Annotated in this window: 22 protein-coding genes and 1 riboswitch; of the genes, 10 read left to right on the forward strand and 12 right to left on the reverse strand. The window is 61.1% G+C overall.

Going from position 1 to position 22,963, the window contains the following annotated elements:
* Positions 1-10: 10 nt before the first annotated feature.
* On the forward strand, positions 11-1,240 hold the full coding sequence (gene alr / locus HX818_RS12745) for an alanine racemase (RefSeq protein WP_003216875.1): 1,230 nt from the start codon (positions 11-13) through the stop codon (positions 1,238-1,240).
* 500 nt (positions 1,241-1,740) lie between these two features.
* Entirely contained in the window at positions 1,741-2,034 is a 294-nt protein-coding gene (locus HX818_RS12750) for a hypothetical protein (RefSeq protein WP_008434070.1), read from the forward strand.
* A gap of 59 nt (positions 2,035-2,093) precedes the next feature.
* Here HX818_RS12750 and fba read toward each other — a convergent pair whose 3' ends face one another.
* The 6 genes from fba to tkt all read right to left on the reverse strand — a co-directional run bounded on the left by fba (position 2,094) and on the right by tkt (position 8,376).
* The gene (gene fba / locus HX818_RS12755) at positions 2,094-3,158 is read right to left on the reverse strand and encodes a class II fructose-bisphosphate aldolase (RefSeq protein ID WP_003177554.1); all 1,065 of its coding nucleotides are present in this window, start codon (positions 3,156-3,158) and stop codon (positions 2,094-2,096) included.
* 125 nt (positions 3,159-3,283) lie between these two features.
* A complete protein-coding gene (locus HX818_RS12760) occupies positions 3,284-3,619 on the reverse strand; it encodes an MliC family protein (RefSeq protein WP_003216869.1) in 336 nt (111 codons plus the stop codon).
* A gap of 60 nt (positions 3,620-3,679) precedes the next feature.
* Positions 3,680-3,907: a hypothetical protein gene (locus HX818_RS12765; RefSeq protein WP_177020226.1), complete on the reverse strand. Its 228-nt coding sequence runs from the start codon at positions 3,905-3,907 to the stop codon at positions 3,680-3,682.
* 29 nt (positions 3,908-3,936) lie between these two features.
* The gene (locus HX818_RS12770) at positions 3,937-5,100 is read right to left on the reverse strand and encodes a phosphoglycerate kinase (protein WP_003216867.1); all 1,164 of its coding nucleotides are present in this window, start codon (positions 5,098-5,100) and stop codon (positions 3,937-3,939) included.
* A 19-nt stretch (positions 5,101-5,119) separates the two neighbouring features.
* Positions 5,120-6,169 (reverse strand): erythrose-4-phosphate dehydrogenase, encoded by a 1,050-nt coding sequence (gene epd, locus HX818_RS12775; protein WP_008434077.1) that lies wholly within the window; start codon positions 6,167-6,169, stop codon positions 5,120-5,122.
* Positions 6,170-6,378: 209 nt separating this feature from the next.
* Positions 6,379-8,376 carry a transketolase gene (gene tkt, locus HX818_RS12780; protein ID WP_177020227.1) on the reverse strand — a complete coding sequence of 666 codons (1,998 nt, stop codon included), beginning with the start codon at positions 8,374-8,376 and terminating at the stop codon, positions 6,379-6,381.
* A gap of 249 nt (positions 8,377-8,625) precedes the next feature.
* Here tkt and HX818_RS12785 point away from each other — a divergent pair, with 249 nt between their 5' ends.
* From HX818_RS12785 to HX818_RS12800, 4 genes are all read left to right on the forward strand, one after another.
* The gene (locus tag HX818_RS12785) at positions 8,626-9,621 is read left to right on the forward strand and encodes a metalloregulator ArsR/SmtB family transcription factor (RefSeq protein ID WP_003216864.1); all 996 of its coding nucleotides are present in this window, start codon (positions 8,626-8,628) and stop codon (positions 9,619-9,621) included.
* 19 nt (positions 9,622-9,640) lie between these two features.
* The gene (gene metK / locus HX818_RS12790) at positions 9,641-10,831 is read left to right on the forward strand and encodes a methionine adenosyltransferase (RefSeq protein WP_003216863.1); all 1,191 of its coding nucleotides are present in this window, start codon (positions 9,641-9,643) and stop codon (positions 10,829-10,831) included.
* Between the two features lie 143 nt (positions 10,832-10,974).
* Positions 10,975-12,660 (forward strand): NAD-dependent DNA ligase LigB, encoded by a 1,686-nt coding sequence (ligB, locus tag HX818_RS12795; RefSeq protein ID WP_256344680.1) that lies wholly within the window; start codon positions 10,975-10,977, stop codon positions 12,658-12,660.
* Positions 12,661-12,741: 81 nt separating this feature from the next.
* Positions 12,742-13,137 (forward strand): DUF1090 domain-containing protein, encoded by a 396-nt coding sequence (locus HX818_RS12800; RefSeq protein ID WP_177020228.1) that lies wholly within the window; start codon positions 12,742-12,744, stop codon positions 13,135-13,137.
* Positions 13,138-13,144: 7 nt separating this feature from the next.
* Here the strand turns inward: HX818_RS12800 and HX818_RS12805 are convergent, their stop codons facing one another.
* Positions 13,145-13,594, reverse strand: coding sequence for a cytochrome c (locus tag HX818_RS12805; RefSeq protein WP_008434083.1), 450 nt, complete (start codon positions 13,592-13,594; stop codon positions 13,145-13,147).
* A gap of 128 nt (positions 13,595-13,722) precedes the next feature.
* Between HX818_RS12805 and HX818_RS12810 the strand changes: the two genes are divergently transcribed.
* Positions 13,723-14,895: a murein transglycosylase A gene (locus tag HX818_RS12810; protein ID WP_177020229.1), complete on the forward strand. Its 1,173-nt coding sequence runs from the start codon at positions 13,723-13,725 to the stop codon at positions 14,893-14,895.
* A 58-nt stretch (positions 14,896-14,953) separates the two neighbouring features.
* Here the strand turns inward: HX818_RS12810 and HX818_RS12815 are convergent, their stop codons facing one another.
* Both HX818_RS12815 and HX818_RS12820 read right to left on the reverse strand, forming a co-directional pair.
* Complete coding sequence (locus HX818_RS12815) at positions 14,954-15,340, reverse strand: MAPEG family protein (RefSeq protein WP_003216858.1); 387 nt, start codon at positions 15,338-15,340, stop codon at positions 14,954-14,956.
* A 31-nt stretch (positions 15,341-15,371) separates the two neighbouring features.
* Entirely contained in the window at positions 15,372-16,205 is an 834-nt protein-coding gene (locus HX818_RS12820) for an EamA family transporter (protein WP_063026578.1), read from the reverse strand.
* 149 nt (positions 16,206-16,354) lie between these two features.
* Here HX818_RS12820 and HX818_RS12825 point away from each other — a divergent pair, with 149 nt between their 5' ends.
* Together HX818_RS12825 and HX818_RS12830 are read left to right on the forward strand one after the other, a co-directional pair.
* Positions 16,355-16,501 carry a hypothetical protein gene (locus tag HX818_RS12825; RefSeq protein ID WP_177020213.1) on the forward strand — a complete coding sequence of 49 codons (147 nt, stop codon included), beginning with the start codon at positions 16,355-16,357 and terminating at the stop codon, positions 16,499-16,501.
* A 157-nt stretch (positions 16,502-16,658) separates the two neighbouring features.
* Positions 16,659-17,915 carry a sodium:proton antiporter gene (locus HX818_RS12830; RefSeq protein WP_017476479.1) on the forward strand — a complete coding sequence of 419 codons (1,257 nt, stop codon included), beginning with the start codon at positions 16,659-16,661 and terminating at the stop codon, positions 17,913-17,915.
* Between the two features lie 9 nt (positions 17,916-17,924).
* Here HX818_RS12830 and HX818_RS12835 read toward each other — a convergent pair whose 3' ends face one another.
* The 3 genes from HX818_RS12835 to HX818_RS12845 form a co-directional block, all read right to left on the reverse strand.
* Complete coding sequence (locus HX818_RS12835; RefSeq protein WP_177020230.1) at positions 17,925-19,787, reverse strand: DUF3857 domain-containing transglutaminase family protein; 1,863 nt, start codon at positions 19,785-19,787, stop codon at positions 17,925-17,927.
* Positions 19,788-19,852: 65 nt separating this feature from the next.
* Positions 19,853-20,737 carry a formate/nitrite transporter family protein gene (locus tag HX818_RS12840; protein ID WP_003216853.1) on the reverse strand — a complete coding sequence of 295 codons (885 nt, stop codon included), beginning with the start codon at positions 20,735-20,737 and terminating at the stop codon, positions 19,853-19,855.
* Between the two features lie 77 nt (positions 20,738-20,814).
* Positions 20,815-21,219 carry an acyl-CoA thioesterase gene (locus tag HX818_RS12845; RefSeq protein ID WP_003216852.1) on the reverse strand — a complete coding sequence of 135 codons (405 nt, stop codon included), beginning with the start codon at positions 21,217-21,219 and terminating at the stop codon, positions 20,815-20,817.
* Positions 21,220-21,417: 198 nt separating this feature from the next.
* Positions 21,418-21,523: riboswitch (S-adenosyl-L-homocysteine riboswitch) on the forward strand.
* A 21-nt stretch (positions 21,524-21,544) separates the two neighbouring features.
* Between HX818_RS12845 and ahcY the strand changes: the two genes are divergently transcribed.
* Entirely contained in the window at positions 21,545-22,954 is a 1,410-nt protein-coding gene (gene ahcY, locus HX818_RS12850) for an adenosylhomocysteinase (RefSeq protein ID WP_003216850.1), read from the forward strand.
* Positions 22,955-22,963 lie beyond the last annotated feature (9 nt).

Genomic DNA, 22,963 nt, shown 5'->3' on the forward strand with positions numbered 1-22,963 from the left:
AGACTGCCCAATGCCCTTTTCCCGCACCCTGCTCGCCCTCTCTATGGGCATGGCACTGCTGCAAAACCCGGCCTTCGCCGCCCCGCCCCTCTCGATGGCCGACGGGGTGGCCCAGGTCAATATCCAGGACAGCAACGCCTGGGTCGAAATCAACAAGGTCGCCTTCGAAAACAATATCCGCACCCTGCAAGCCAGCCTCGCTGACAAGTCGAAAATCTGCGCCGTGCTCAAGGCGGACGCCTACGGTCACGGCATCGGTTTACTGATGCCCTCGGTGATCAAACTGGGCGTGCCCTGCGTCGGCATCGCCAGCAACGAAGAAGCCCGCGTGGTCCGTGAAAGCGGCTTCAAGGGCCAACTGATCCGCGTACGCACCGCCGCCCTGAGCGAGCTGGAAGCTGCGTTGCCGTATAACGTCGAAGAGCTGGTGGGCAATCTGGACTTCGCCGTGCGCGCCAGCCTGATCGCCGAAAACCACGGCCGCCCACTGGTCGTGCACCTGGGCCTGAACTCCAGCGGCATGAGCCGCAACGGTGTGGAAATGACCACCGCCCAGGGCCGCCGCGACGCCGTAGCCATTACCAAGGTGCCAAACCTGCAGGTGACGGCGATCATGACCCACTTCGCCGTCGAAGACGCCGCCGACGTGCGCACCGGCCTCAAGGCGTTCAACGAACAAGCCAACTGGCTGATCAACGTCGCCCAGCTCGACCGCAGCAAAATCACCCTGCACGCCGCCAACTCCTTCGCCACCCTGGAAGTGCCCGAGTCGCGGCTGGACATGGTTCGTCCGGGCGGCCTGCTGTTTGGCGATACCGTACCGTCGTTCACCGAATACAAGCGGGTGATGCAGTTCAAATCCCACGTGGCGTCGGTCAACAGCTACCCGAAAGGCAACACCGTAGGCTACGACCGCACCTACACCCTGGCGCGGGATTCGAAACTGGCGAACATCACCGTCGGTTATTCCGACGGCTATCGCCGCGCGTTTACCAACAAAGGCATCGTGCTGATCAACGGGCACCGGGTGCCGGTGGTGGGCAAGGTGTCGATGAACACCCTGATGGTCGATGTCACCGACGTGCCGACCGTGAAGAGCGGCGATGAGGTGGTGTTGTTCGGCAAGCAGGGCGCGGTGGAGACCAGCCAGGCGGAGGTTGAAGACATCAACGGTGCGTTGCTGGCGGATCTGTATACGGTGTGGGGTAACTCGAATCCGAAGGTGCTGGTGGAGAACTAAGTCTCCTCACATCTCGTAGGCACTGTCCTATGGACCCAAGGATCATTCGGTGATTAACACAATCACTTAAACAACACTTATCCCTGTGGGAGCTGGCGGTGCGACGATTCGACTTGCCCGCGATGGCGGTGTATCAGCCAACTTATTCTTCGACTGGCACACCGCCATCGCGGGCAAGTCGAATCGTCGCACCGCCGGCTCCCACATGGGTCCTGTGTCCTACAGGGCCGTTGCGGTGAATCGGAGCGCCGCTTATAGTTCGCCCCGTCGCCGGCATTGAACGGCGATAGGGTTTCGCAGCCCTACAGAGTTAATACCGTACCCGTCAAAATACGACATAGGCAGTCCTGCCAATGCTCGGCTTTTTATGGCGGTTGTACGTGGGAGACCTTCGGGTCTGCCGGGTCTTAACTCCTCGGTCTGCGAACCCGCGTACAGCTGCCACCCTATTTGTTTCGCAGCAAACGGTGGCCAATTTTCTTTTGAGTTAAGGATTTGCCATGAAGCCACAACTCCCACCCCGCCGTTTCACCCCTTGCACCGAAACAGCCACCGAATACCCCGTGCTATTGATCGACAGCGATGCACCACTCACGGACCTGCACGCCTGCCTGCGTGAACGCCTCAACGCCGCCCTCGAACACCTCAACCTGATGGCCTGCTCCAGCCTGCCCGATTTTGCGGAGCGTGACCTGAACCACGTAGCCAACACCGCCCGCATCCTGGTGCAGGACGTAAGCGACGTATTCCGCGTCATCGAATACCGCGGCTTCGACACCCCCGCAGCCGCCTGATCAAATTTCAGCCACAAAAAAGCCCGCATCGCTGCGGGCTTTTCATTAACGCGTAAGGCTTAGTTGACCTTGGCGTTCAACTCACCTTTCAGGTAACGCTGGTACATCGCTTCCAACGAGATCGGCTTGATCTTCGAAGCATTGCCCGCAGTACCGAAGGCTTCATAACGTGCGATACATACGTCACGCATGGCCGTCACGGTAGCGCCGAAGAATTTACGTGGGTCAAATTCGCTCGGGTTGGTGGCCATCAGGCGACGCATCGCACCGGTGGAGGCCAGGCGCAGGTCGGTGTCGATGTTGACCTTGCGCACGCCGTACTTGATGCCTTCGACGATTTCTTCAACCGGCACGCCGTAGGTTTCTTTGATGTCGCCGCCGTACTGGTTGATGATCGCCAGCCACTCTTGCGGTACCGAGGAAGAACCGTGCATCACCAGGTGGGTGTTAGGGATGCGCTTGTGGATTTCCTTGATGCGGTCGATGGCCAACACGTCGCCGGTAGGTGGCTTGGTGAATTTGTAGGCGCCGTGGCTGGTGCCGATGGCGATGGCCAGGGCGTCAACTTGGGTCTTTTTCACGAAGTCAGCAGCTTCTTCCGGATCGGTCAGCATTTGGCTGTGATCCAGCACGCCTTCGGCGCCGATGCCGTCTTCTTCACCGGCCATGCCGGTTTCCAGGGAACCCAGGCAGCCCAGCTCGCCTTCAACCGAAACGCCACAGGCGTGAGCCATGGCCACGGTTTGTTGGGTGACGCGTACGTTGTATTCGTAGTCGGTCGGGGTCTTGCCGTCTTCGCCCAGGGAACCGTCCATCATTACCGAGCTGAAGCCCAGCTGGATGGAGCGCTGGCACACGTCAGGGCTGGTGCCGTGGTCCTGGTGCATGCACACCGGGATGTGCGGGAATTCTTCGATCGCGGCGAGGATCAGGTGACGCAGGAACGGGGCACCGGCGTATTTGCGCGCGCCGGCCGAAGCCTGGACGATCACTGGAGAGTCAGTCTTGTCAGCGGCTTCCATGATGGCGCGCATCTGCTCAAGGTTGTTGACGTTGAAGGCTGGAACGCCATAGCCGAATTCGGCTGCGTGGTCCAACATCTGGCGCATGCTGATAAGTGCCATTGTGAGTCTCTCTCCCGGTCGAGGGTCGTTAATCGTGCAAGCCTGCCGTAGCGGCGGCTGCTATTCAAGTTATTGAAGGTCAGGCTTTCAAAGCCTGCCCTGCTGAATCGTTATTGCTGTCGGGGTTACTGTGCTTTACAGCCACGCCCGATCAAATCATCGGTGGCAACCCAGTAAACCAGGCCTTCCTCACCTTTTGTGTGAAACGCCAACTGGCCGTCGCTGTACAGCACGCCCGAGGCCGCCACATCCTGCTTGAGGCGATACACCTGGTCCGAGCCGCCGAGGCGCACATCCACCTGGGTGCGGGCCTGGTCGGCAAACCGCCAGTTGACTTGCGCCTGGCTGTCACACGTCCAGGTGGTCCACTTGTCTGCCGGCTCTGCCTTCTTGTCGAACATGTTCAGGTTGGTGCATCCGGCCAATAACGCCAGTGCCGCCAGGGCGAAAACGCCTTTCATTGCCAATCCTCAAGCGGCGACCTGCGGCCACCGCTGCTGTCGGTTAGTGAATCAGACCCGTCAAGGGCAACCCTGTTCCTGACCGTTGGGCGCAGAGTCGTATTTCTCCAACCCGTCCGGCCCGATGCGCTTGCTGATCACCGGCATGGTTTCGGCTTGCCAGTCAGCCTGGTAGCAACTCTTGCGCGGCTCAGCCCCGGGCTTTTCAGACTCGGGCGCCGCTTTCGGCGTGCTGCCGCAGCCGGCCAGCAGGCCCGCTGCAATCACCAGTGCCAACGACCTGATCATCGGAATGCTCCTTTTCCTCAGCAAGTGCCTTATCCCTTGGCCCGGCTTTCCAGCACTTCGACAGCCGGCAGTACCTTGCCTTCAACGAATTCGAGGAACGCACCACCCCCCGTAGAAATGTAGGAGATCTGGTCAGCAACGCCATATTTATCGATGGCCGCCAGGGTGTCGCCACCGCCGGCGATGGAAAATGCCGAGCTTTCAGCGATGGCGTGGGCCAGCACTTTGGTGCCGTTGCCGAACTGGTCGAACTCGAACACGCCGACCGGGCCGTTCCACAGGATGGTCTTGGACGACTTCAGCAGTTCAGCGAAGTTGGCTGCAGTTTGCGGGCCGATGTCCAGGATCATGTCGTCAGCGGCAACGTCAGCGATCAGCTTGACGGTGGCTTCGGCGCTTTCAGCGAATTCCTTGGCCACCACCACGTCTACCGGCAGCGGCACGCTGACCTTGGCGGCAATGGCGCGGGCGGTGTCCAGCAGGTCCGGCTCGTACAGCGATTTGCCCACCGGGTGACCGGCAGCCGCCAGGAAGGTGTTGGCAATGCCGCCGCCGACGATCAGCTGGTTGCAGATCTGGCTCAGGCTGTTCAGCACGTCGAGCTTGGTGGACACCTTGGAGCCGGCAACGATGGCGGCCATCGGTTGGGCCGGAGCGCCGAGGGCCTTGCCCAGTGCGTCCAGTTCAGCCGCCAGCAACGGGCCAGCTGCGGCAACTTTGGCAAACTTGGCCACGCCGTGGGTCGAACCCTCGGCACGGTGCGCGGTGCCGAAGGCGTCCATCACGAACACGTCGCACAGGGCAGCGTATTGCTGGGCCAGTTCGTCGCTGTTCTTTTTCTCGCCCTTGTTGAAGCGCACGTTTTCGAACAGCACGATGTCGCCAGCCTTCACGTCCACACCGTTCAGGTAGTCGGCAACCAGCGGCACGTCGCGGCCCAGGGCCTTGCTCAAATATTCAGCTACAGGCTTGAGGCTGTTTTCTGCCGAGAATTCACCTTCGGTCGGACGACCCAAGTGGGAGCAGACCATCACGGCCGCACCTTTTTCCAGGGCCAGCTTGATGGTCGGCAGCGAGGCCAGGATTCGCGCATCGCTGGTGACAACACCGTCCTTGACTGGGACGTTGAGGTCTTCGCGGATCAGTACGCGCTTACCTTGCAGATCGAGGTCGGTCATCTTCAACACGGTCATGGGGGGCAATTCCTGAGAGCTAAAGTTGTGGAGAGGCTGTTTGCAGATAGTGTTCTGCAACGTCCAGCATTCGGTTGGCAAAACCCCATTCGTTGTCGAACCAAGCCAGGATGTTCACCAGCCGTGGGCCGGAAACGCGGGTCTGGCTGGCATCGACGATGGCCGAATGCGGGTCGTGGTTGAAATCACAGCTGGCGTGCGGCAACTCGGTGTAGGCCAACAGGCCTTTGAGCGGGCCGCTGGTGGCGGCGTCGCGCAGGATCCGGTTGACTTCGCCGGCATCGGTGTCGCTGACGGTTTGCATGGTGATGTCCAGGCAAGACACATTCACCGTCGGTACCCGTACGGCTTTGGCCTGGATTCGCCCGGCAAGTTCCGGCAACAGTCGCTCGATACCGCGCGCCAGGCCGGTGGACACCGGAATCACCGACTGAAACGCCGAACGCGTACGGCGCAGGTCTTCATGGTGGTAAGCGTCAATCACCGGCTGATCGTTCATTGCCGAGTGAATGGTGGTGATCGACACGTATTCCAGGCCAATCGCCTGGTCCAGCAGGCGCAACAGCGGCACGCCGCAGTTGGTGGTGCAGGAGGCGTTGGACACCAGCAATTCGGCGCCGGTCAGGCAATCCTGGTTCACGCCGTAGACGATGGTGGCGTCGACATCCGCCTCGCTGGCCATCGGCTGGGAAAACAGGACCCGTGGTGCGCCGGCGTCGAGAAACCGCTGGCCGTCGGCACGGGTGTGATAGGCACCGGAGCATTCCAGCACCAGGTCGACGTCCAGCGCCGCCCAGTCGATGCCCTCAGGGGTGGCACTGCGCAGGACCTTCACGCAGTTGCCATTAATATGCAGACAATCGTCCTCGACCCGCACTTCGCCGGGGAACCGGCCGTGGGTGGAGTCAAAGCGTGTCAGGTATTCGATGCTGGCCATGTCCGCCAGATCGTTGATCGCGACAATTTCAAACCCGGCCGCCGGCCCTCGCTCGAACAGAGCACGCAAGACGCAACGACCAATCCGGCCGTAGCCGTTGAGTGCAACTTTGTAGGGACGCGGTTGAGGCATGGGGTTCTCGCATTGTGGGCGACACAAACCTTTGCAGGAACTCGCTTGTGTGGCGAGGGAGCTTACTCCCGCTGGAGTGCGAAGCACTCCCAGACCGGCTGACGAGGTGTATCTGACACATCTCGATCGCACGGCTTGGGGCCGCTTCGCAGCCCAGCGGGAGCAAGCTCCCTCGCCACAACAAGCTCGCTCCTACAAGGGGACGCGCTTTAGTCTTCCAGCAGCTCTTCAGCCTGACCCAGGATGTTTTCCAGGGTGAAACCGAACTCTTCGAACAACGCTGGCGCCGGCGCCGACTCACCGTAGGTGGTCATGCCGATCACGCGACCTTCCAGGCCCACGTACTTGTACCAGTAGTCGGCGTGAGCCGCTTCGATGGCGATACGTGCGCTGACCTGCAACGGCAACACCGATTGCTTGTAGTCGGCGTCCTGGGCTTCGAAGACGCTGGTGCACGGCATGGAAACCACGCGCACGTTACGACCGGCGGCCGTCAGCTTGTCGTACGCCTGAACCGCGAGGCCCACTTCCGAACCGGTGGAGATCAGGATCAGCTCCGGCTCGCCGATGCAGTCTTTCAGCACGTAGCCACCACGGCTGATGCCTTCGATCTGCGCCGCGTCGCGGGTTTGGTGCTGCAGGTTCTGACGGGAGAAGATCAGCGCCGAAGGACCGTCCTTGCGCTCGATTGCGTGCTTCCAGGCCACAGCCGATTCGACCGCGTCCGATGGGCGCCAGGTGTCCAGGTTCGGCGTGGTGCGCAGGCTGGTCAGTTGCTCGACCGGCTGGTGCGTCGGGCCGTCTTCACCCAGGCCGATGGAGTCGTGGGTGTAGACGAAGATCACACGCTTCTTCATCAACGACGCCATGCGTACGGCGTTGCGGGCGTATTCCATGAACATCAGGAAGGTCGCGCCGTAAGGCACCAGGCCGCCGTGCAGGGCAACGCCGTTCATGATGGCGCTCATGCCGAACTCGCGTACGCCGTAGTACATGTAGTTGCCGCTGGCGTCTTCCGCCGAGACACCTTTGCAACCTTTCCACAGGGTCAGGTTGGAACCGGCCAGGTCAGCCGAACCGCCGAGGAACTCAGGCAGCAGCGGGCCGAACGCGTTCAGGGTGTTCTGGCTGGCTTTACGGCTGGCGATGGTTTCGCCCTTGGCCGCCACTTCGGCGATGTAGGCCGAGGCCTTTTCAGCGAAGTCGGCAGGCAGATCACCGGCCAGGCGGCGAACCAGTTCGTTGGCCAACTCAGGGAATTCGGCGGAGTAGGCCGCGAAACGCTGGTCCCACTCGGCTTCGACCGCCAGGCCGGCTTCCTTGGCGTTCCACTCGGCGTAGATGTCAGCCGGGATTTCGAACGGGCCGTGGTTCCACTTCAGCGCAGCGCGGGTCAGGGCGATTTCCGCGTCACCCAGTGGGGCGCCGTGGCAGTCTTCCTTGCCTTGCTTGTTCGGCGAACCGAAGCCGATGGTGGTCTTGCAGCAGATCAGGGTCGGCTGCTCGCTCTTGCGGGCGGTGTCGATGGCGGTCTTGATCTCTTCAGGATCGTGGCCGTCGACGTTGCGGATCACCTGCCAGTTGTAGGCTTCGAAACGCTTAGGCGTGTCGTCGGTGAACCAGCCTTCGACTTCGCCGTCGATGGAGATGCCGTTGTCATCGTAGAAGGCAATCAGCTTGCCCAGGCCCAGGGTACCGGCCAGGGAGGCGACTTCGTGGGAAATGCCTTCCATCATGCAGCCATCACCGAGGAACACGTAGGTGTGGTGGTCGACAACGTTGTGGTTCGGGCGGTTGAACTGCGCAGCCAGCACTTTTTCAGCCAGGGCAAAACCCACGGCGTTGGCCAGGCCCTGGCCCAGTGGACCGGTGGTGGTCTCAACGCCTGGGGTGTAGCCGTATTCCGGGTGGCCCGGGGTGCGGCTGTGGATCTGGCGGAAGTTTTTCAGGTCGTCGATGGTGACGTCGTAGCCGGTCAGGTGCAGCAACGAGTAGATCAGCATCGAGCCGTGGCCGTTGGACAGGATGAACCGGTCACGGTCGGCGAACGACGGGTTGCTCGGGTTGTGTTTCAGGTAGTCACGCCAAAGTACCTCGGCGATATCCGCCATGCCCATCGGGGCACCGGGATGGCCGCTGTTGGCTTTTTGCACGGCATCCATGCTGAGGGCACGAATGGCGTTGGCACGCTCACGACGGCTGGGCATCGCTGATCTCCTGGAGGTTGAATAAAAGAAACGGAAAAAAGGATCGGCATTTTCCCTCAGCCACGGCCCTCGGGGCAATGACAGATAGTCACTTGAGGGTGTTTTTCCTGCGGATTGACTGGAGAAACCGCCCCCCGCTTCGTCCATGGGTTATAGCGGCTGCTTATAACCACCGATTATCGACCAATATCAAAACTTTTTGATATTGCCCTTGCGGGGTTTTACCACCGTCACTAGACTGCTGGCCTTATGAACCTGAGCGCACCTTCCATTCGACCCGACGACAGCGACGAGCTGGCAGCCCTGTGCAAGGCCGGTGGCGATCCGTTGCGCCTGAATGTGTTGCGCGCGCTGACCAACGATTCGTTCGGGGTGCTGGAGCTGGCGCAGATCTTCGCCATCGGCCAATCCGGCATGAGCCACCACTTGAAGGTACTGGCCCAGGCCGACCTGGTGGCGACCCGCCGCGAGGGCAATGCGATTTTTTACCGTCGCGCCCTGCCCCACACCGAGCAACTGGGCGGCAAGCTGCACGCCGCGCTGCTCGAAGAAATAGACAGCCTGGCGCTGCCGGCTGACGTGCAGTCGCGCATCAGCCAGGTGCACGGGCAACGTGCTGCCGCCAGCCAGGACTTTTTCTCACGGGTAGCCGAGAAGTTTCGCGCCCAGCAGGATCTGATCGCCGGCTTGGCGCAATACCGCGAAAGCGTGCTGGCACTTTTGGACAAGCTGAGCTTCAGTGATGAGGCTACGGCGGTTGAAGTGGGCCCGGGTGATGGCGGCTTCCTGCCGGAGCTGGCGCGGCGCTTTCATCAGGTCACGGCGCTGGACAACAGCCCGGCGATGCTGGAGCTGGCCCGCCAATTGTGTGAGCGCGAAGCGCTGGGCAATGTCCACCTGCAGTTGGCGGACGCCCTGAATGACACCAGCCTGCGGGCCGATTGCGTGGTGCTGAACATGGTCCTGCACCATTTCGCCGCCCCGGCAGACGCCCTCAGGCAGATGGCGAATTTGCTGCAACCAGGCGGCAGCCTGTTGGTCACGGATTTATGCAGCCACAACCAGAGTTGGGCCAGGGAAGCCTGCGGTGATCTCTGGCTGGGTTTTGAACAGGACGATCTGGCCCGTTGGGCCACCGCTGCGGGACTCGTTCCCGGGGAAAGCCTCTATGTAGGTTTACGTAATGGTTTCCAGATTCAGGTCCGCCATTTTCAGCGGCCGGCTGGCGACACTCACCATCGGTAAATATCAGGAAAACATCGAGATGAGCGAATACTCCCTTTTCACCTCCGAGTCCGTGTCTGAAGGGCATCCGGACAAAATCGCCGACCAGATCTCTGACGCGGTGCTGGACGCCATCATCGCTGAAGACAAGTTCGCCCGAGTGGCGTGCGAGACTCTGGTGAAAACGGGCGTGGCGATCATCGCCGGCGAAGTCACCACCTCTGCCTGGGTAGACCTGGAGCAGATCGTGCGTGATGTGATCATCGACATCGGCTACAACAGCTCCGACGTCGGCTTCGACGGTGCGACCTGCGGCGTGATGAACATCATCGGCAAGCAGTCCCCTGACATCAACCAGGGTGTCGACCGTGCCAAGCCTGAAGATCAGGGCGCCGGCGACCAGGGCCTGATGTTCGGCTATGCCAGCAACGAAACCGACGTGCTGATGCCGGCACCGATCACCTTCTCCCACCAGTTGGTGAAGCGCCAGGCCGAAGCCCGTAAATCCGGTGCATTGCCATGGCTGCGCCCGGACGCCAAGTCCCAGGTGACCTGCCGTTATGAAGGCGGCAAAGTCGTCGCCATCGACGCGGTGGTACTGTCGACCCAGCACAACCCGGACGTTTCCTACGCCGACCTGCGCGAAGGCGTCATGGAGCTGATCGTCAAGCACGTGCTGCCTGCCGAACTGCTGACCAAGGACACCCAGTTCCACATCAACCCGACCGGCCAGTTCATCATCGGTGGCCCGGTGGGCGACTGCGGCTTGACCGGTCGCAAGATCATCGTCGACAGCTACGGCGGCATGGCCCGTCACGGCGGTGGCGCGTTCTCCGGCAAGGATCCATCCAAGGTTGACCGTTCGGCGGCCTACGCCGGTCGTTACGTGGCCAAGAACATCGTGGCCGCCGGCCTGGCCGAGCGTTGCGAGATTCAGGTGTCCTACGCAATCGGTGTGGCCCAGCCTACGTCGATCTCGCTGAACACCTTCGGTACCGGCAAGATCAGCGACGACAAGATCGTCAAGCTGGTGCGTGAGATCTTCGACCTGCGTCCGTACGCAATCACCACCATGCTCGACCTGCTGCACCCGATGTACCAGGAAACTGCGGCCTACGGCCACTTCGGTCGTACCCCTGAGCAGAAGACTGTCGGCAACGACACGTTCACTACGTTCACCTGGGAAAAGACCGACCGCGCCAACGACCTGCGTACTGCCGCCGGCCTGTAATCGTCCTACGGTGTACACAGAGCCCCGGCGTTCTGTTCAAGCGAGCAGAAACATCGGGTAAAAAGCCTCGCGGTTGCGGGGCTTTTTTATGCCCGCGGGGATGGCTTAGGCTGGGCGCCCTTTTCAGAGCAAGGATGCTCATGATGACGTCACTTATGCGCTGGCTGTTTTTTCTTTTACTCAGCTTCTCGCCGCTCACTGCGTGGTCGCAGGGGTGCCCCGACTGGGAGGCCGATCACGCCCGGGCCCAGATCAGCACCCTGGCGCAACAAATCCGCTTGTGGGATGACAGCTACCACCGGCTCGGCCAGTCATTGGTCAGCGATGAGCTGTATGACCAGGCCAGCCAGCGCCTTGCCCAATGGCGCAGGTGTTTCACTCCCTCCGCCCCAGTCACGGACGACCCGCTGGGCAGCGCGCGGGGCACGACCGCCCACCCGACGCCCCACTCCGGCCTGGAAAAACTGCTGGACGATAACGCCGTGCAAACCTGGCTGGGGACTCGCCAGGACGTGTGGATCCAGCCCAAGGTCGATGGCGTCGCCGTCACGCTGGTTTACCGCAAGGGCCGGTTGAGCCGGGTCATCAGTCGCGGCGATGGCCGGCTGGGCCAGGATTGGTCAGCCTCCGCCCGCCGGATTCCGGGGATCGTGCAGCAACTGCCCGAGCCCGTTGACCTGTTGTTGCAGGGCGAACTCTATTGGCGACTGAATGACCATGTGCAAGCTGCCAAAGGTGGCCTCGGCGCCCGCGGCAAAGTGGCCGGGCTGATGAATCGCCGGCAGTTGAGCGACGCCGAGGCCGCCAATATCGGTCTGTTTGTCTGGGCCTGGCCCCAGGGCCCCGATGACTTTTCCGAGCGGCTGAGCCAGCTGGCGCAGTGGGGCTTCACCGACAGCGGGCGCTACAGCCACCCGATCAAGGACATTACCGAAGCGGCGCACTGGCGCAGCTATTGGTACAGCCACCCGCTGCCCTTCGCCAGCGACGGCGTGGTATTGCATCAAGGCCAGCGGGCCCCGGCCGAGCGCTGGCGGGTCAGCGCGCCCTACTGGGCGGTTGCCTGGAAGTACCCGGTGGCCAAGGCACTGGCCCATGTGCGCAAGGTGCACTTCAAGATTGGCCGCACCGGGCGCATCACCTCCATCCTGGAGTTGGAACCGGTACTGCTCGATGACCGGAAGATCAGCCGGGTCAGTGTCGGTTCCCTGAAACGCTGGCGGGAACTGGATATCCGTACTGGCGACCAGGTGTCCATCAGCCTCGCCGGGCACGTCATCCCCCGCCTTGACCGCGTCATCCTGCGCAGCCAGCCACGGGCCGAGTTGCAGGTCCCGCAGGCCAGGGACTTCCACCCCTTGAGTTGCTGGCAACTGGCCCCGGGTTGCGAAGAACAGCTGCTCGCGCGCCTGACCTGGCTGAGCGGCGCCCAGGGCCTGGCCCTGCCACACATCGGCCGCGAAACCTGGAACACCTTGATCCAGGCCGGCCTGATCGACGGCCTGCTCGATTGGTTAACCCTGGATGAGGCAGAGCTTGCTAACATTGATGGCTTCGGCGAACGCAGCAGTGCGCGTTTACTCGACAGCTTGCGCAGCGCCCGGCAGCGACCGTTCGCGCAATGGCTGATGGCCCTGGGAGTACCGCCCACGGCCCGCAACAATCTACAAGGCGGCTGGCAAACCCTGGCCGCCAGAGACACTCAAGCCTGGCTGGCCGAAGACGGCATAGGCCCGGGTCGCGCGGCGCAACTGAGCGCTTTTTTTCGCGACCCGCAGGTGCTGGCCTTGAGTGAAACATTACGGGCTGCCGGGATAGATGGTTTTTGACCTCTGCCCGACGGCATTAACCGGTGCCGGCAGAATTCATCCTGCCCACCTGATTGCGACCTTGTTTGCCTTGGAGCCTTTATGAAATTTCTTGCACCTTTTGCCCTGTTGACCGTCGCTACCCTTATGTCCGCGCCATTGCTGGCAGCCGAGGAAGCTGCGCCACTCACAGGCTGCGCCGCCAAGCGCGAGTCCATCAGCACCCAGATCGAACAAGCCAAGGCCCACGGCAACAGTGAGCAACAAGCCGGCCTGGAAAAAGCCTTGAGTGAAGTCACCGCCAACTGCACCGATGCCTCCTTGAAAAAGGAGCGGGAAAACAAGGTGCTCGACGCCAAGCACGAAGTCAGCCGCCGTCAGGCTGACCTCGACAAGGCCATGAAGAAGGGTGATTCCGAGAAGATCAACAAGCGCAAGGACAAGCTGGCCCAGTCACGCAAGGACTTGCAGGAAGCCCTGGACGAACTGGACAAGTAAGACGGCCTCAGTGATCGCGGAACTGTTTATGGCACGCGGTGCAGGCATCTTCGACCTTCTGCACGGCCGGCCCAAGATTGCTGGCCTTGTAGGGCTGGACCTGGCTGGCGATCACCAATTCACCGGTGGCCGTTTCAAGGTTTCGAGCCATTTCCTGGAAGCGTGCCTGCTGCTGCCACACGTCGTCCTTGGCGCTGGTGTGGTCTTCTTCACGCACGCTCGGGAAATGTTTCCACGGTTCGTGGGACAACGCATCAAGCTTGACCGCGCCTTCGGCAAATTTGCCGCCGTCGAACGGAATGCGCCCACGCAACATGCCGCCCAGGTCTTCGCCGGTCTTGAGCATCTGCTTGAAAATGGCCTTGCGCTGGCCAAGGGGCGAATTCGGATCAACCCCGCCGCAGGCGGACAGTGTCAGGCAGGCCAGCAATACAACGGTCAGTCTTTTAAAAGTCATGATGGCTCAAGGTCACGGGAAACGGCGGCCAGTATCCTCGCCCCGCCCGCAAAGACCAATACCCCTATTAATAATAAGGGTTGCTCGAGCACCAACCAGCGCGGGCAATCGCTTCAGGAATTGATTGTATGAGTATCCGCTTTAAACCCTGGAGCCGCCGCCTGGCGTGGGCTCTGCCAATGATCGCGTTGCTGGCCGGTTGCGACACCGGCAAGGACGAAAAAGCCAAGCCCCACGCCATCGCCACCTACGTTGGCGCTACCTGGGAAAACCTGCCGGCCGTGTCGGACAGCGACCTGCAAGCCGGCTTCGAATCATGGCGCAGTGCCTGTCAACGCCTCAAGGCTGACCCGATATGGGGCGCGACGTGCGCGGCATCGGCCACCGTGCCGTCGACCGCAGTGGCGATTCGCGACTTCCTCAAGGCCAACCTCGATGTCTACGGCCTGCGTTCGGCCGACAACAGCCCCAACGGCCTGATCACCGGCTACTACGAACCGGTTTACCCCGGCAGCCTCACCGAAACCGCCACCGCCCATGTACCGGTGTTCGGCGTGCCGGATGACCTGATCATCGTCAACCTGGAAAGCATCTACCCGGAGCTCAAGGGCAAGCGCCTGCGCGGTCGCCTGGAAGGCCGGGTACTCAAACCCTATGACGACGCCAGCACCATCAACCACCAAGGCTCCACCGCCAAGCCCATCGCCTGGCTGACCAACCCGATGGACCTGCAATTCCTGCAGATCCAGGGTTCCGGTCGTATCCAACTGGCCGACGGCCGCCAATTGCGGGTGGGTTACGGTGACCAGAACGGTTACCCGTACCGCCCCATCGGCCGCTGGCTGGTGGAGCAGGGCGAGCTGAAAAAAGAAGACGTGACCATGGGCGCCATCGCGGCCTGGGCCAAGGCGCATCCGCAGCGTATTCCTGAATTGCTGGCAAGCAACCCCAGCTACGTGTTCTTCAGTGCCCGCCCCGACAGCAACGAAGGCCCGCGTGGCTCGCTGAACGTGCCACTGACTGCGGGTTATAGCGTCGCGGTGGACCGCAAGGTAATTCCGCTGGGCAGCCTGTTGTGGCTGTCGACTACCCGACCGGATGGTGCGCCGATTGCCCGCCCGGTGGCTGCGCAGGATACCGGTGGTGCAATTACCGGCGAAGTGCGGGCCGACCTGTTCTGGGGAACCGGTGATGCCGCTGGTGAGTTGGCGGGCAACATGAAGCAGCAGGGCCAGATCTGGATGCTGTGGCCCAAAGGCGCAGCGTTGCCGAAAGTGCCGGATGCACCGACAGGCACCTGAAGAACACCACGGTCTATGTGAGAGCAAGCCCGCTCCCACATTTGAACAGTGTCAGGCTTTAGATCGAGACGAAGAAGAAGCTCGCAATCAACGCCATCCCCACCGCCCACACCACCGACCGCAGCATCGCCCAGTCCGCCAGGTAGCAGATGATGTAGAGCAACCGGCTGGTGATGAACAGCACCGCCAGGACGTTGATCGTCACCAGCGACGCAACGCCAGCCAGATGGGCAATGATCACCGCGGCCGCAAAGGCCGGGGTCACTTCGAAGCTGTTGAGTTGCGCACTGTGGGCGCGCTTGGCAAACCCCTCGAGGGTGTCGAGGAACGCCCGCGGGTCATGGTTCTGCCGGGGCCCGAACTTGCCGCCGCTGAACTTGGCCACGCCCGTGCACAGGTACGGCAGAAAAATTGCGATCAACACACACCAGAAAGCGACTGTCATAACCCATTCCTTTTTTAGTTTTATCCGACGGTTAGAGTTTCATCACGAACATGCCGATCAGCACCAACCCACAGGCTATGAGCCGTGGGCGGCCGAAAGGTTCTTTCAGGTAACGCATGCCGAACAGCACCACCAGGATCACACTGACTTCCCGCAGCGCAGCGGCTTCGGCAATCGAGCCCAACTGCATGGCCCAAAGCACCAGAGCGTAGCTCAACAACACGCACAACCCGACACTCAGCCCCAGCCGCCACTGCGTGCGCCAGAACAGCCCGAACGCCGCCCGTTTGCGCACCATCGCCAGCAACGGAAACGGCCATGCGCTTATCAGCGTCAGCCACACCAGGTAGTCCAGCGGGTGTGACCAACGGCGCAATGCCTGGCCATCGAGGAAGGTGTAGCAACCGATACACAAGCCGATCAACGCCACCACCGGCAGCATCGACCAGGGCAACCGGTCGCCACCGCCGCCCTGCCACAACAGGCATAGCATGCCGAACGGGATCAGCAGAATGCCGAGAATCTGCTGGGTACTGAGCACCTCACCGGCAAACACCAGCGTCAGCGCCAGCACCACCAAAGGCGACAAGCCGCGCATCAATGGGTACACCAAGCCCAGGTCACCCACGCGATAGGCCTGGATCAGCAGGTAGCGGTAGAGCAATTCAAACAACGCCGAGGCGATGATCCACGGCCAGATTTCCAGTGGCGGAAACGATACAAACCCCACCGCCAGCACCACAAACAGCAACGCCACCGTGTCCATGCACGCGATGACCAACAGGCGCTCGCCGCTGAATTTGATCAAGGTGTTCCACGTCGCATGCAACAACGCCGCTACCAGTACCAGAGCTGTTGCAATCACGGTGACTCCCCAGTCATAAAAAGCGGAATTGATTCGCCATATTTCAGCACCTGTTTATACTAAAGCCGACCACGCCGCACTCAGTTGCGCAAAGACCTGGACCAATAAATTTTTGCTGCTGCCCGATCTTCGCCGATCCGGGCGTCGGCATGCGTATGCCTGATCAGAGCGTCACGATTACCGAAGGAGATCCTCGCCTGCCGCTCGGTGCCTGGATCGGCGGGATGGTGGTCGCGGCACTTTTGTTCATCGACCTGCAACGTCGTCGCCCGGCTGCGGTCAACGTAGCCAACTGATAAATGTGTTCTGTGTGGGAGCTGTCGAGCTTTAGCGAGGCTGCGATGCAGGCGCTGCGGTCTTGCAGGCTCACCCAGGTGATGCCATCGCAGCCTCGCTGGGGCTCGACAGCTCCCACATATGATCTCTACTCACTCCTCCATCCAAGGACCCCGGATGCTTGAACTTGTCGCTGCGTTTATTTGCCTCACCACCCTGCTCACCTATGTGAACTACCGCTTCATCGGCCTGCCGCCCACCATCGGTGTGATGGTCACGGCACTGATGTTTTCCCTGCTGCTGCAAGGCTTGAGCTTTATCGGCTACCCCGGCCTTGAAGAGCGCATCCAGCAGTTGATCGGCCAGATCGACTTCGGCGACCTGCTGATGAACTGGATGCTCTCGTTCCTGCTGTTCGCCGGCGCCTTGCACGTCAACCTGAGCGACCTGCGCAGCTACCGCTGGCCCATCGGCCTGCTCGCCACCTTCGGCGTATTGATTGCCACGGTGGTGATCGGCAGCCTGGCCTTCTACATCTTTGCCCTGTTCGGCTGGCACGTGAGTTTCCTGTACTGCCTGCTGTTCGGCGCGCTGATTTCCCCCACCGACCCGATTGCCGTGCTCGGTGTGCTGCGGACCGCCAATGCGTCGAAACCACTGAAAACCACCATCGTCGGCGAATCGCTGTTCAACGACGGCACGGCGGTGGTGGTGTTCACCGTGTTGCTGGGCATCGCGCAACTGGGCGAGACGCCTACGGTCGGCGCCACGGCCATGCTGTTTGCCCATGAGGCGATTGGCGGCGTGGTGTTTGGCGGGCTGATCGGCTACATCGTGTACCTGATGATCAAGAGCATCGAGCAGTATCAGATCGAAGTGATGCTGACCCTGGCCCTGGTGATCGGCGGCTCGGCGATGGCCACTGAACTGCACGTCTCGGCACCCATTGCGATGGTGGTGGCGGGCCTGATCATCGGCAACCTCGGCCGCAAGCTGGCGATGAACGACATGACCCGGCGCTACCTGGACGGCTTCTGGGAACTGCTCGATGACATGCTCAACGCCCTGCTGTTTGCGCTGATCGGCATGGAACTGCTGCTGTTGCCGTTCAACTGGCTGCACGTGTTGGCCGCCAGTTTGCTGGCGGTGGCAATCCTGTTGTCACGCCTGCTGACGGTGGCCCCGGCGATCCTGCTGCTGCGCCGCTGGCGCACGGTGCCCCGCGGCACCATCCGCATCCTCACCTGGGGCGGCTTGCGCGGCGGGGTTTCCGTGGCACTGGCCCTGGCCCTGCCACTGGGCCCGGAGCGTGACTTGCTGCTGAGCATCACCTACATCGTGGTGCTGTCTTCGATCCTGTTGCAGGGCTTGAGCATCGGCAAGCTGGTCAAGCATGTGACCAAGGATGAGCCTGTTCCCGAGGCTCACCACTGAAGCTCACAGTCAAAGCGTTTGCACGATGATCTGGCTTTTCAGGTCATTGACCATAGCCTGGATCACCGGCTTCATCTGCGCGAAGAGCTCGGCGCTGCAAACCGCTTCCGGGTGGGCAAACCTGGCCGTGCGTGAAATCAGTACGGTGTTGCCCTCCCGGGAATAGGTGGCGCTGTACTCGAAGCCAGCGCCCTTGAACGAAACCGCCTTGGGCACCGCCAGAATATTGAGGGCCTTGGGAAACTCGAACCGGGCCGTCTCAGTGCTCTCTCCAGAAATGCAGATGAAGGCCTGCGCCCGCTCTTTTTCCACAGCAAGGGCAGATACGTTCTGGGCAATCCCTCCGCCCAGGCTACTCAGCGCCGGCACACCTATCGGGCCCGGCACATTCACCAGGTTGTCCGTGCGCCCCACCATCACGGCATTGAAGCTTGGGGCGTCGCTGTCCAAGGGGTCGGTTTGCAGCGTGCCGCTGCCTGCCTGGCCATAACCGTGCAGGATTTTCTGGATCATCAAGTCACGGTCCGCCGGTTTCATCGACTTAATCGAGGTCCGGGCAAACTCCGCGCGCCAACCGTCCAGGCGCTTAGCCTGGGTGAAGTCTGCAGCGCCACTGGCGTCCACCTTGAATACCAGCTCACTGAACTCTTTGCCCGGCTGAGTCGCCGGCGTGCGGCCGATCTCGCCGGTACGCGTCAACAACACCGGTTTATCCAGGTCGAGGTTGGGCAGGTAACCGGCAGCCGTGCCAGTCGCGGTTGAATCCAGGTACAGGTCCAGGCCAGGGATATAGGTGATTGCGTGGTTGATCGGGCTGACCGCCGCAACCTTGGGCAAGGTGTAGGCACTGCCGTAGCTGATCAGCGCCGGGGAGCTTTCAATGGCGACGGCCTTGAGCAACGCTTCAAGCAGGGCCACATGGTCCTTGCAGTCACCATAGCGGTTGTCCAGCACCGACTGCGCAGCGTGGGGAACCACCCCGCCGGCATCGATGTACACCGCCACATACCGGATGTTCCGGCGTACCCAGTTACTCAATACCAAAGCCTTGGCCCGAGGTGTTGGCAAGTCGACCGTGAGTTGCTTGGCCAGCGTGCTGATCGCCGGGGTCACTTCGACGGTGGCCCGGGCATCGTAGGCTTTGGCCAATGCCTGATAGCTGGGGAACGTCGAGACCGCCAGACGCTGGCCGTAATCCACGTACGCCACCGCGCCTTGCTCGGGACGGGACTTTTCAGCCGGCACGTAATCCCAGCGATACACCTTGCGCCCGGGCGCCGCCGCCGGCGTAGATGCACTGAAGCCTTTGGCATCGACGTACAGCGGCTTATCCACCGGCAGATCGTAGGTCAGGCTGAACTGCTCCATCGGATTACGGCTTGGCGTTGCGAAGTCAATAAATTCGCCGGGGAACAACGGGGTCTTGCGCACTCGTTGAAAACGCAGGATCAAGCGATCACCCACCGCCACCTCGGGGAATATCACCACCTTGACCCGGGAGTCCTGGAACATCGGTGCGTCGGCGGAAGCCCGCTCCTGCTGCTCCTTGATCTGCTCGGCACTCACCGGCACTTTGCGCCCGTCAGGCTTGTGGGTGAACGCCTCGACAATCTCAAGCGTATCCAGGGAACGGTTGTAGCTCACCGGCTGCTGCGCCTGGGACCGAATGCCACGCTCTTCGTTGATGCGCACCACTGACTCGTAGTCCTGCACATAACTGCCGTCGGCGTTGATCACGAATGACTGAGCCATTTTCTCGACGGTCACGGAGTGGTCTGCACCATCATCCGTGGCCTGCGCAGAACCCAACACACCTGATACCAGCAGCAGCCCCAATAGCCTGCGCCATGGGAAAAGAGGGGAAGCCCGCATAAAGATCCTTCTTGATGAATGAAAAGCCGCGCCGCGACTTTGCCATTCATTTATGACGAATCGGCTTACGGTTCCTTGTTGATCTGATGAGGGTGACGCGGGTCGGCAACCTTGCCCGGCAGGCTGCTTTCGCTGCGAATCTGCGCATGGCTGATCAGCGCAAAGATAAAGCTGCCGCCGATGATATTGCCCGCCAGCGTCGGCCCGGCGAACACCAGCCAGAAGTCTTTCCACGGCAGCTCGCCGGCAAATACCAGGTACGACACTTCCGCCGAGCCCACCACAATGTGGGTGAAGTCTCCCAGTGCCATCAGGTAGGTGATCAGGATGATGATCCAGATTTTGGCGCTTTCCATGGATGGGATCATCCAGACCATGGTGGCGATCATCCAGCCCGAGACGATGCCCTTGGCGAACATCTGGTAGGCGTCGTTTTCCATGACCTTGCGCCCGATTTCCAGGAAGGCCAGGTCGGTCTTGGTGTCAAAGATCGGCAAGTGCAGCATCACGTACGCCACCAGCAAGGTGCCGCACAGGTTGCCCACCAGCACCACGGCCCATAAACGCAGCAGGCGTGCGAAATTCTTCAGCGTGGGTTTGCTCATCACCGGCAACACCGCGGTCAGGGTGTTTTCGGTGAATAACTGCTGACGGGCGAGGATCACGGCAAGAAAGCCGGCGCAGTAACCAAAACTGGCGATCACCTTGAACTCTTCGCCATCCGGCAGGCGCGAGTTGAGCAAGCCCATGCCCATCAGTGACAGGCCCATGGTCAGGCCGGCGGCCAGCGCCGACCACCACAACGCGGCGACGTTGCGCTCCAGTTCCTGATCGCCTTGAGTGCGGATGATTTCATGCAGAACCGCCGCGCGAGGCGGCTGATTCTTGTCGACGTCGTGCTGCTCTTCCTGCGACAGATTGGGGGTCTTGCCGTCTTCTTGCGTGGCCATGGTGATACCTGAACGGGGGGGCGATGTTCAGGTACGACCTATGGTTGATCAAGAGCGTTCACTGGCCCTGCGCAGGATTACTCGCCGAGGCCTTCCGACTGGAACTGATCCTTCACGTACTTGATCTCGGTACGGCCGTGGGGCGCTGGCAACCCGTCTTCACCCAGGTTCACGAAGACCATTTTTTCCACCGTCAGAATGCTCTTGCGCGTGATCTTGTTGCGCACTTCACAGGTCAGGGTGATGGAGGTGCGACCGAACTCGGTGGCGGTGATGCCCAGTTCGATGATGTCGCCCTGGCGCGAGGCGCTGACGAAGTTGATTTCGGAGATGTACTTGGTCACCACCCGCTGGTTGCCCAACTGGACAATCGCGTAGATGGCCGCTTCTTCGTCGATCCAGCGCAGCAGGCTGCCACCGAACAGGGTGCCGTTGGGGTTGAGGTCTTCGGGTTTTACCCATTTGCGGGTGTGGAAGTTCATGTTCACTCCAAAGCGTGTTGCGAAATGATGGGCAACATCATGGCAGAGGCCGGGCCCAAGCTCTATGAGCCATTGCCTATCAACCCCATGAGCGATCTTCATGCCGCCGACAGAAAGGCTTTAGAAGTCAGGCGCAGGCGGCTATAATCGCCTCCGCTTCAAAACGGTCATCTTCGATTGATACCGTTCTCCCGCCACCTGTCCGAGGGGCGCTGCAGCAGGCTCGACCTGTCAGGCTCGGATGGGGCGTTGTCCGGCCTGGTTAGCCAGCTGGATACTAAACGCACAACGGCGCCCATTCGCACACTACGAATGGAGGCTCTTCATGAGCGCTGTAATCACGCCTGCAGGTTTTACCGACTACAAAGTCGCCGACATGTCCCTCGCTGCCTGGGGCCGTCGCGAAACCTTTATCGCCGAATCCGAAATGCCAGCCCTGATGGGCCTGCGTCGCAAGTACGCCGCTGAGCAGCCGCTCAAGGGCGCGAAGATTCTCGGCTGCATCCACATGACCATTCAGACTGCCGTGCTGATCGAAACCCTGGTTGCCCTGGGTGCCGAAGTACGCTGGTCGTCCTGCAACATTTTCTCGACTCAAGACCAGGCCGCTGCCGCTATCGCTGCTGCCGGTATCGCCGTGTTCGCCTGGAAAGGCGAAACCGAAGAAGAGTACGAGTGGTGCCTGGAGCAAACCATCCTCAAGGATGGCAAGCCATGGGACGCCAACATGATCCTCGACGACGGCGGCGACCTGACCGAGCTGCTGCACAAGAAGTACCCGCAGATCCTCGACCGCGTCCACGGTGTGACCGAAGAAACCACCACCGGCGTACACCGCCTGCTGGACATGCTGGCCAAGGGCGAGCTGAAAATCCCGGCCATCAACGTCAACGACTCGGTGACCAAGAGCAAGAACGACAACAAGTACGGCTGCCGTCACAGCCTGAACGATGCGATCAAGCGCGGCACCGACCACCTGTTGTCCGGCAAGCAAGCGCTGGTGATCGGCTACGGTGACGTGGGCAAGGGTTCGTCCCAGTCCCTGCGTCAGGAAGGCATGATCGTTAAAGTCTCCGAAGTCGACCCGATCTGCGCCATGCAAGCCTGCATGGACGGTTTCGAAGTGGTTTCGCCGTTCATCAACGGCCAGAACGACGGCACCGAAGCCAGCATCGACAAGGCCCTGCTGGGCAAGATCGACCTGATCGTGACCACCACCGGCAACGTGAACGTGTGCGACTCGAACATGCTCAAGGCCCTGAAAAAGCGCGCCGTGGTGTGCAACATCGGTCACTTCGACAACGAAATCGACACCGCTTTCATGCGCAAGAACTGGGCATGGGAAGAAGTGAAGCCACAGGTACACAAGGTTCACCGTACCGGTGCTGGCGATTTCGACCCGCAGAACGATGACTACCTGATCCTGCTGGCCGAAGGCCGTCTGGTCAACCTGGGCAACGCCACTGGCCACCCAAGCCGCATCATGGATGGCTCGTTCGCCAACCAGGTACTGGCCCAGATCTTCCTGTTCGGCCAGAAATACGCCGACCTGTCGCCCGCCCAGAAAGCCGAGCGCCTGACCGTGGAAGTACTGCCGAAGAAACTCGACGAAGAAGTGGCCCTGGAAATGGTCCGCGGCTTCGGCGGCGTAGTGACTCAACTGACCAAGACCCAGGCCGACTACATCGGCGTGACGGTCGAAGGCCCGTTCAAGCCGCACGCTTACCGCTACTGATTTGCCTGC

The sequence above is a fragment of the Pseudomonas sp. F9001 genome (assembly GCF_013385435.1).
In the GTDB taxonomy this organism is placed as follows: domain Bacteria; phylum Pseudomonadota; class Gammaproteobacteria; order Pseudomonadales; family Pseudomonadaceae; genus Aquipseudomonas.

Coding starts and splice junctions, on each gene's coding strand:
- alr (WP_003216875.1), top strand. CDS start 11: ATGCCCTTTTCCCGCACCCTGCTCGCCCTCTCTATGGGCATGGCACTG.
- HX818_RS12750 (WP_008434070.1), top strand. CDS start 1,741: ATGAAGCCACAACTCCCACCCCGCCGTTTCACCCCTTGCACCGAAACA.
- fba (WP_003177554.1), bottom strand. CDS start 3,158: ATGGCACTTATCAGCATGCGCCAGATGTTGGACCACGCAGCCGAATTC.
- HX818_RS12760 (WP_003216869.1), bottom strand. CDS start 3,619: ATGAAAGGCGTTTTCGCCCTGGCGGCACTGGCGTTATTGGCCGGATGC.
- HX818_RS12765 (WP_177020226.1), bottom strand. CDS start 3,907: ATGATCAGGTCGTTGGCACTGGTGATTGCAGCGGGCCTGCTGGCCGGC.
- HX818_RS12770 (WP_003216867.1), bottom strand. CDS start 5,100: ATGACCGTGTTGAAGATGACCGACCTCGATCTGCAAGGTAAGCGCGTA.
- epd (WP_008434077.1), bottom strand. CDS start 6,169: ATGCCTCAACCGCGTCCCTACAAAGTTGCACTCAACGGCTACGGCCGG.
- tkt (WP_177020227.1), bottom strand. CDS start 8,376: ATGCCCAGCCGTCGTGAGCGTGCCAACGCCATTCGTGCCCTCAGCATG.
- HX818_RS12785 (WP_003216864.1), top strand. CDS start 8,626: ATGAACCTGAGCGCACCTTCCATTCGACCCGACGACAGCGACGAGCTG.
- metK (WP_003216863.1), top strand. CDS start 9,641: ATGAGCGAATACTCCCTTTTCACCTCCGAGTCCGTGTCTGAAGGGCAT.
- ligB (WP_256344680.1), top strand. CDS start 10,975: ATGACGTCACTTATGCGCTGGCTGTTTTTTCTTTTACTCAGCTTCTCG.
- HX818_RS12800 (WP_177020228.1), top strand. CDS start 12,742: ATGAAATTTCTTGCACCTTTTGCCCTGTTGACCGTCGCTACCCTTATG.
- HX818_RS12805 (WP_008434083.1), bottom strand. CDS start 13,594: ATGACTTTTAAAAGACTGACCGTTGTATTGCTGGCCTGCCTGACACTG.
- HX818_RS12810 (WP_177020229.1), top strand. CDS start 13,723: ATGAGTATCCGCTTTAAACCCTGGAGCCGCCGCCTGGCGTGGGCTCTG.
- HX818_RS12815 (WP_003216858.1), bottom strand. CDS start 15,340: ATGACAGTCGCTTTCTGGTGTGTGTTGATCGCAATTTTTCTGCCGTAC.
- HX818_RS12825 (WP_177020213.1), top strand. CDS start 16,355: ATGCGTATGCCTGATCAGAGCGTCACGATTACCGAAGGAGATCCTCGC.
- HX818_RS12830 (WP_017476479.1), top strand. CDS start 16,659: ATGCTTGAACTTGTCGCTGCGTTTATTTGCCTCACCACCCTGCTCACC.
- HX818_RS12835 (WP_177020230.1), bottom strand. CDS start 19,787: ATGCGGGCTTCCCCTCTTTTCCCATGGCGCAGGCTATTGGGGCTGCTG.
- HX818_RS12840 (WP_003216853.1), bottom strand. CDS start 20,737: ATGGCCACGCAAGAAGACGGCAAGACCCCCAATCTGTCGCAGGAAGAG.
- HX818_RS12845 (WP_003216852.1), bottom strand. CDS start 21,219: ATGAACTTCCACACCCGCAAATGGGTAAAACCCGAAGACCTCAACCCC.
- ahcY (WP_003216850.1), top strand. CDS start 21,545: ATGAGCGCTGTAATCACGCCTGCAGGTTTTACCGACTACAAAGTCGCC.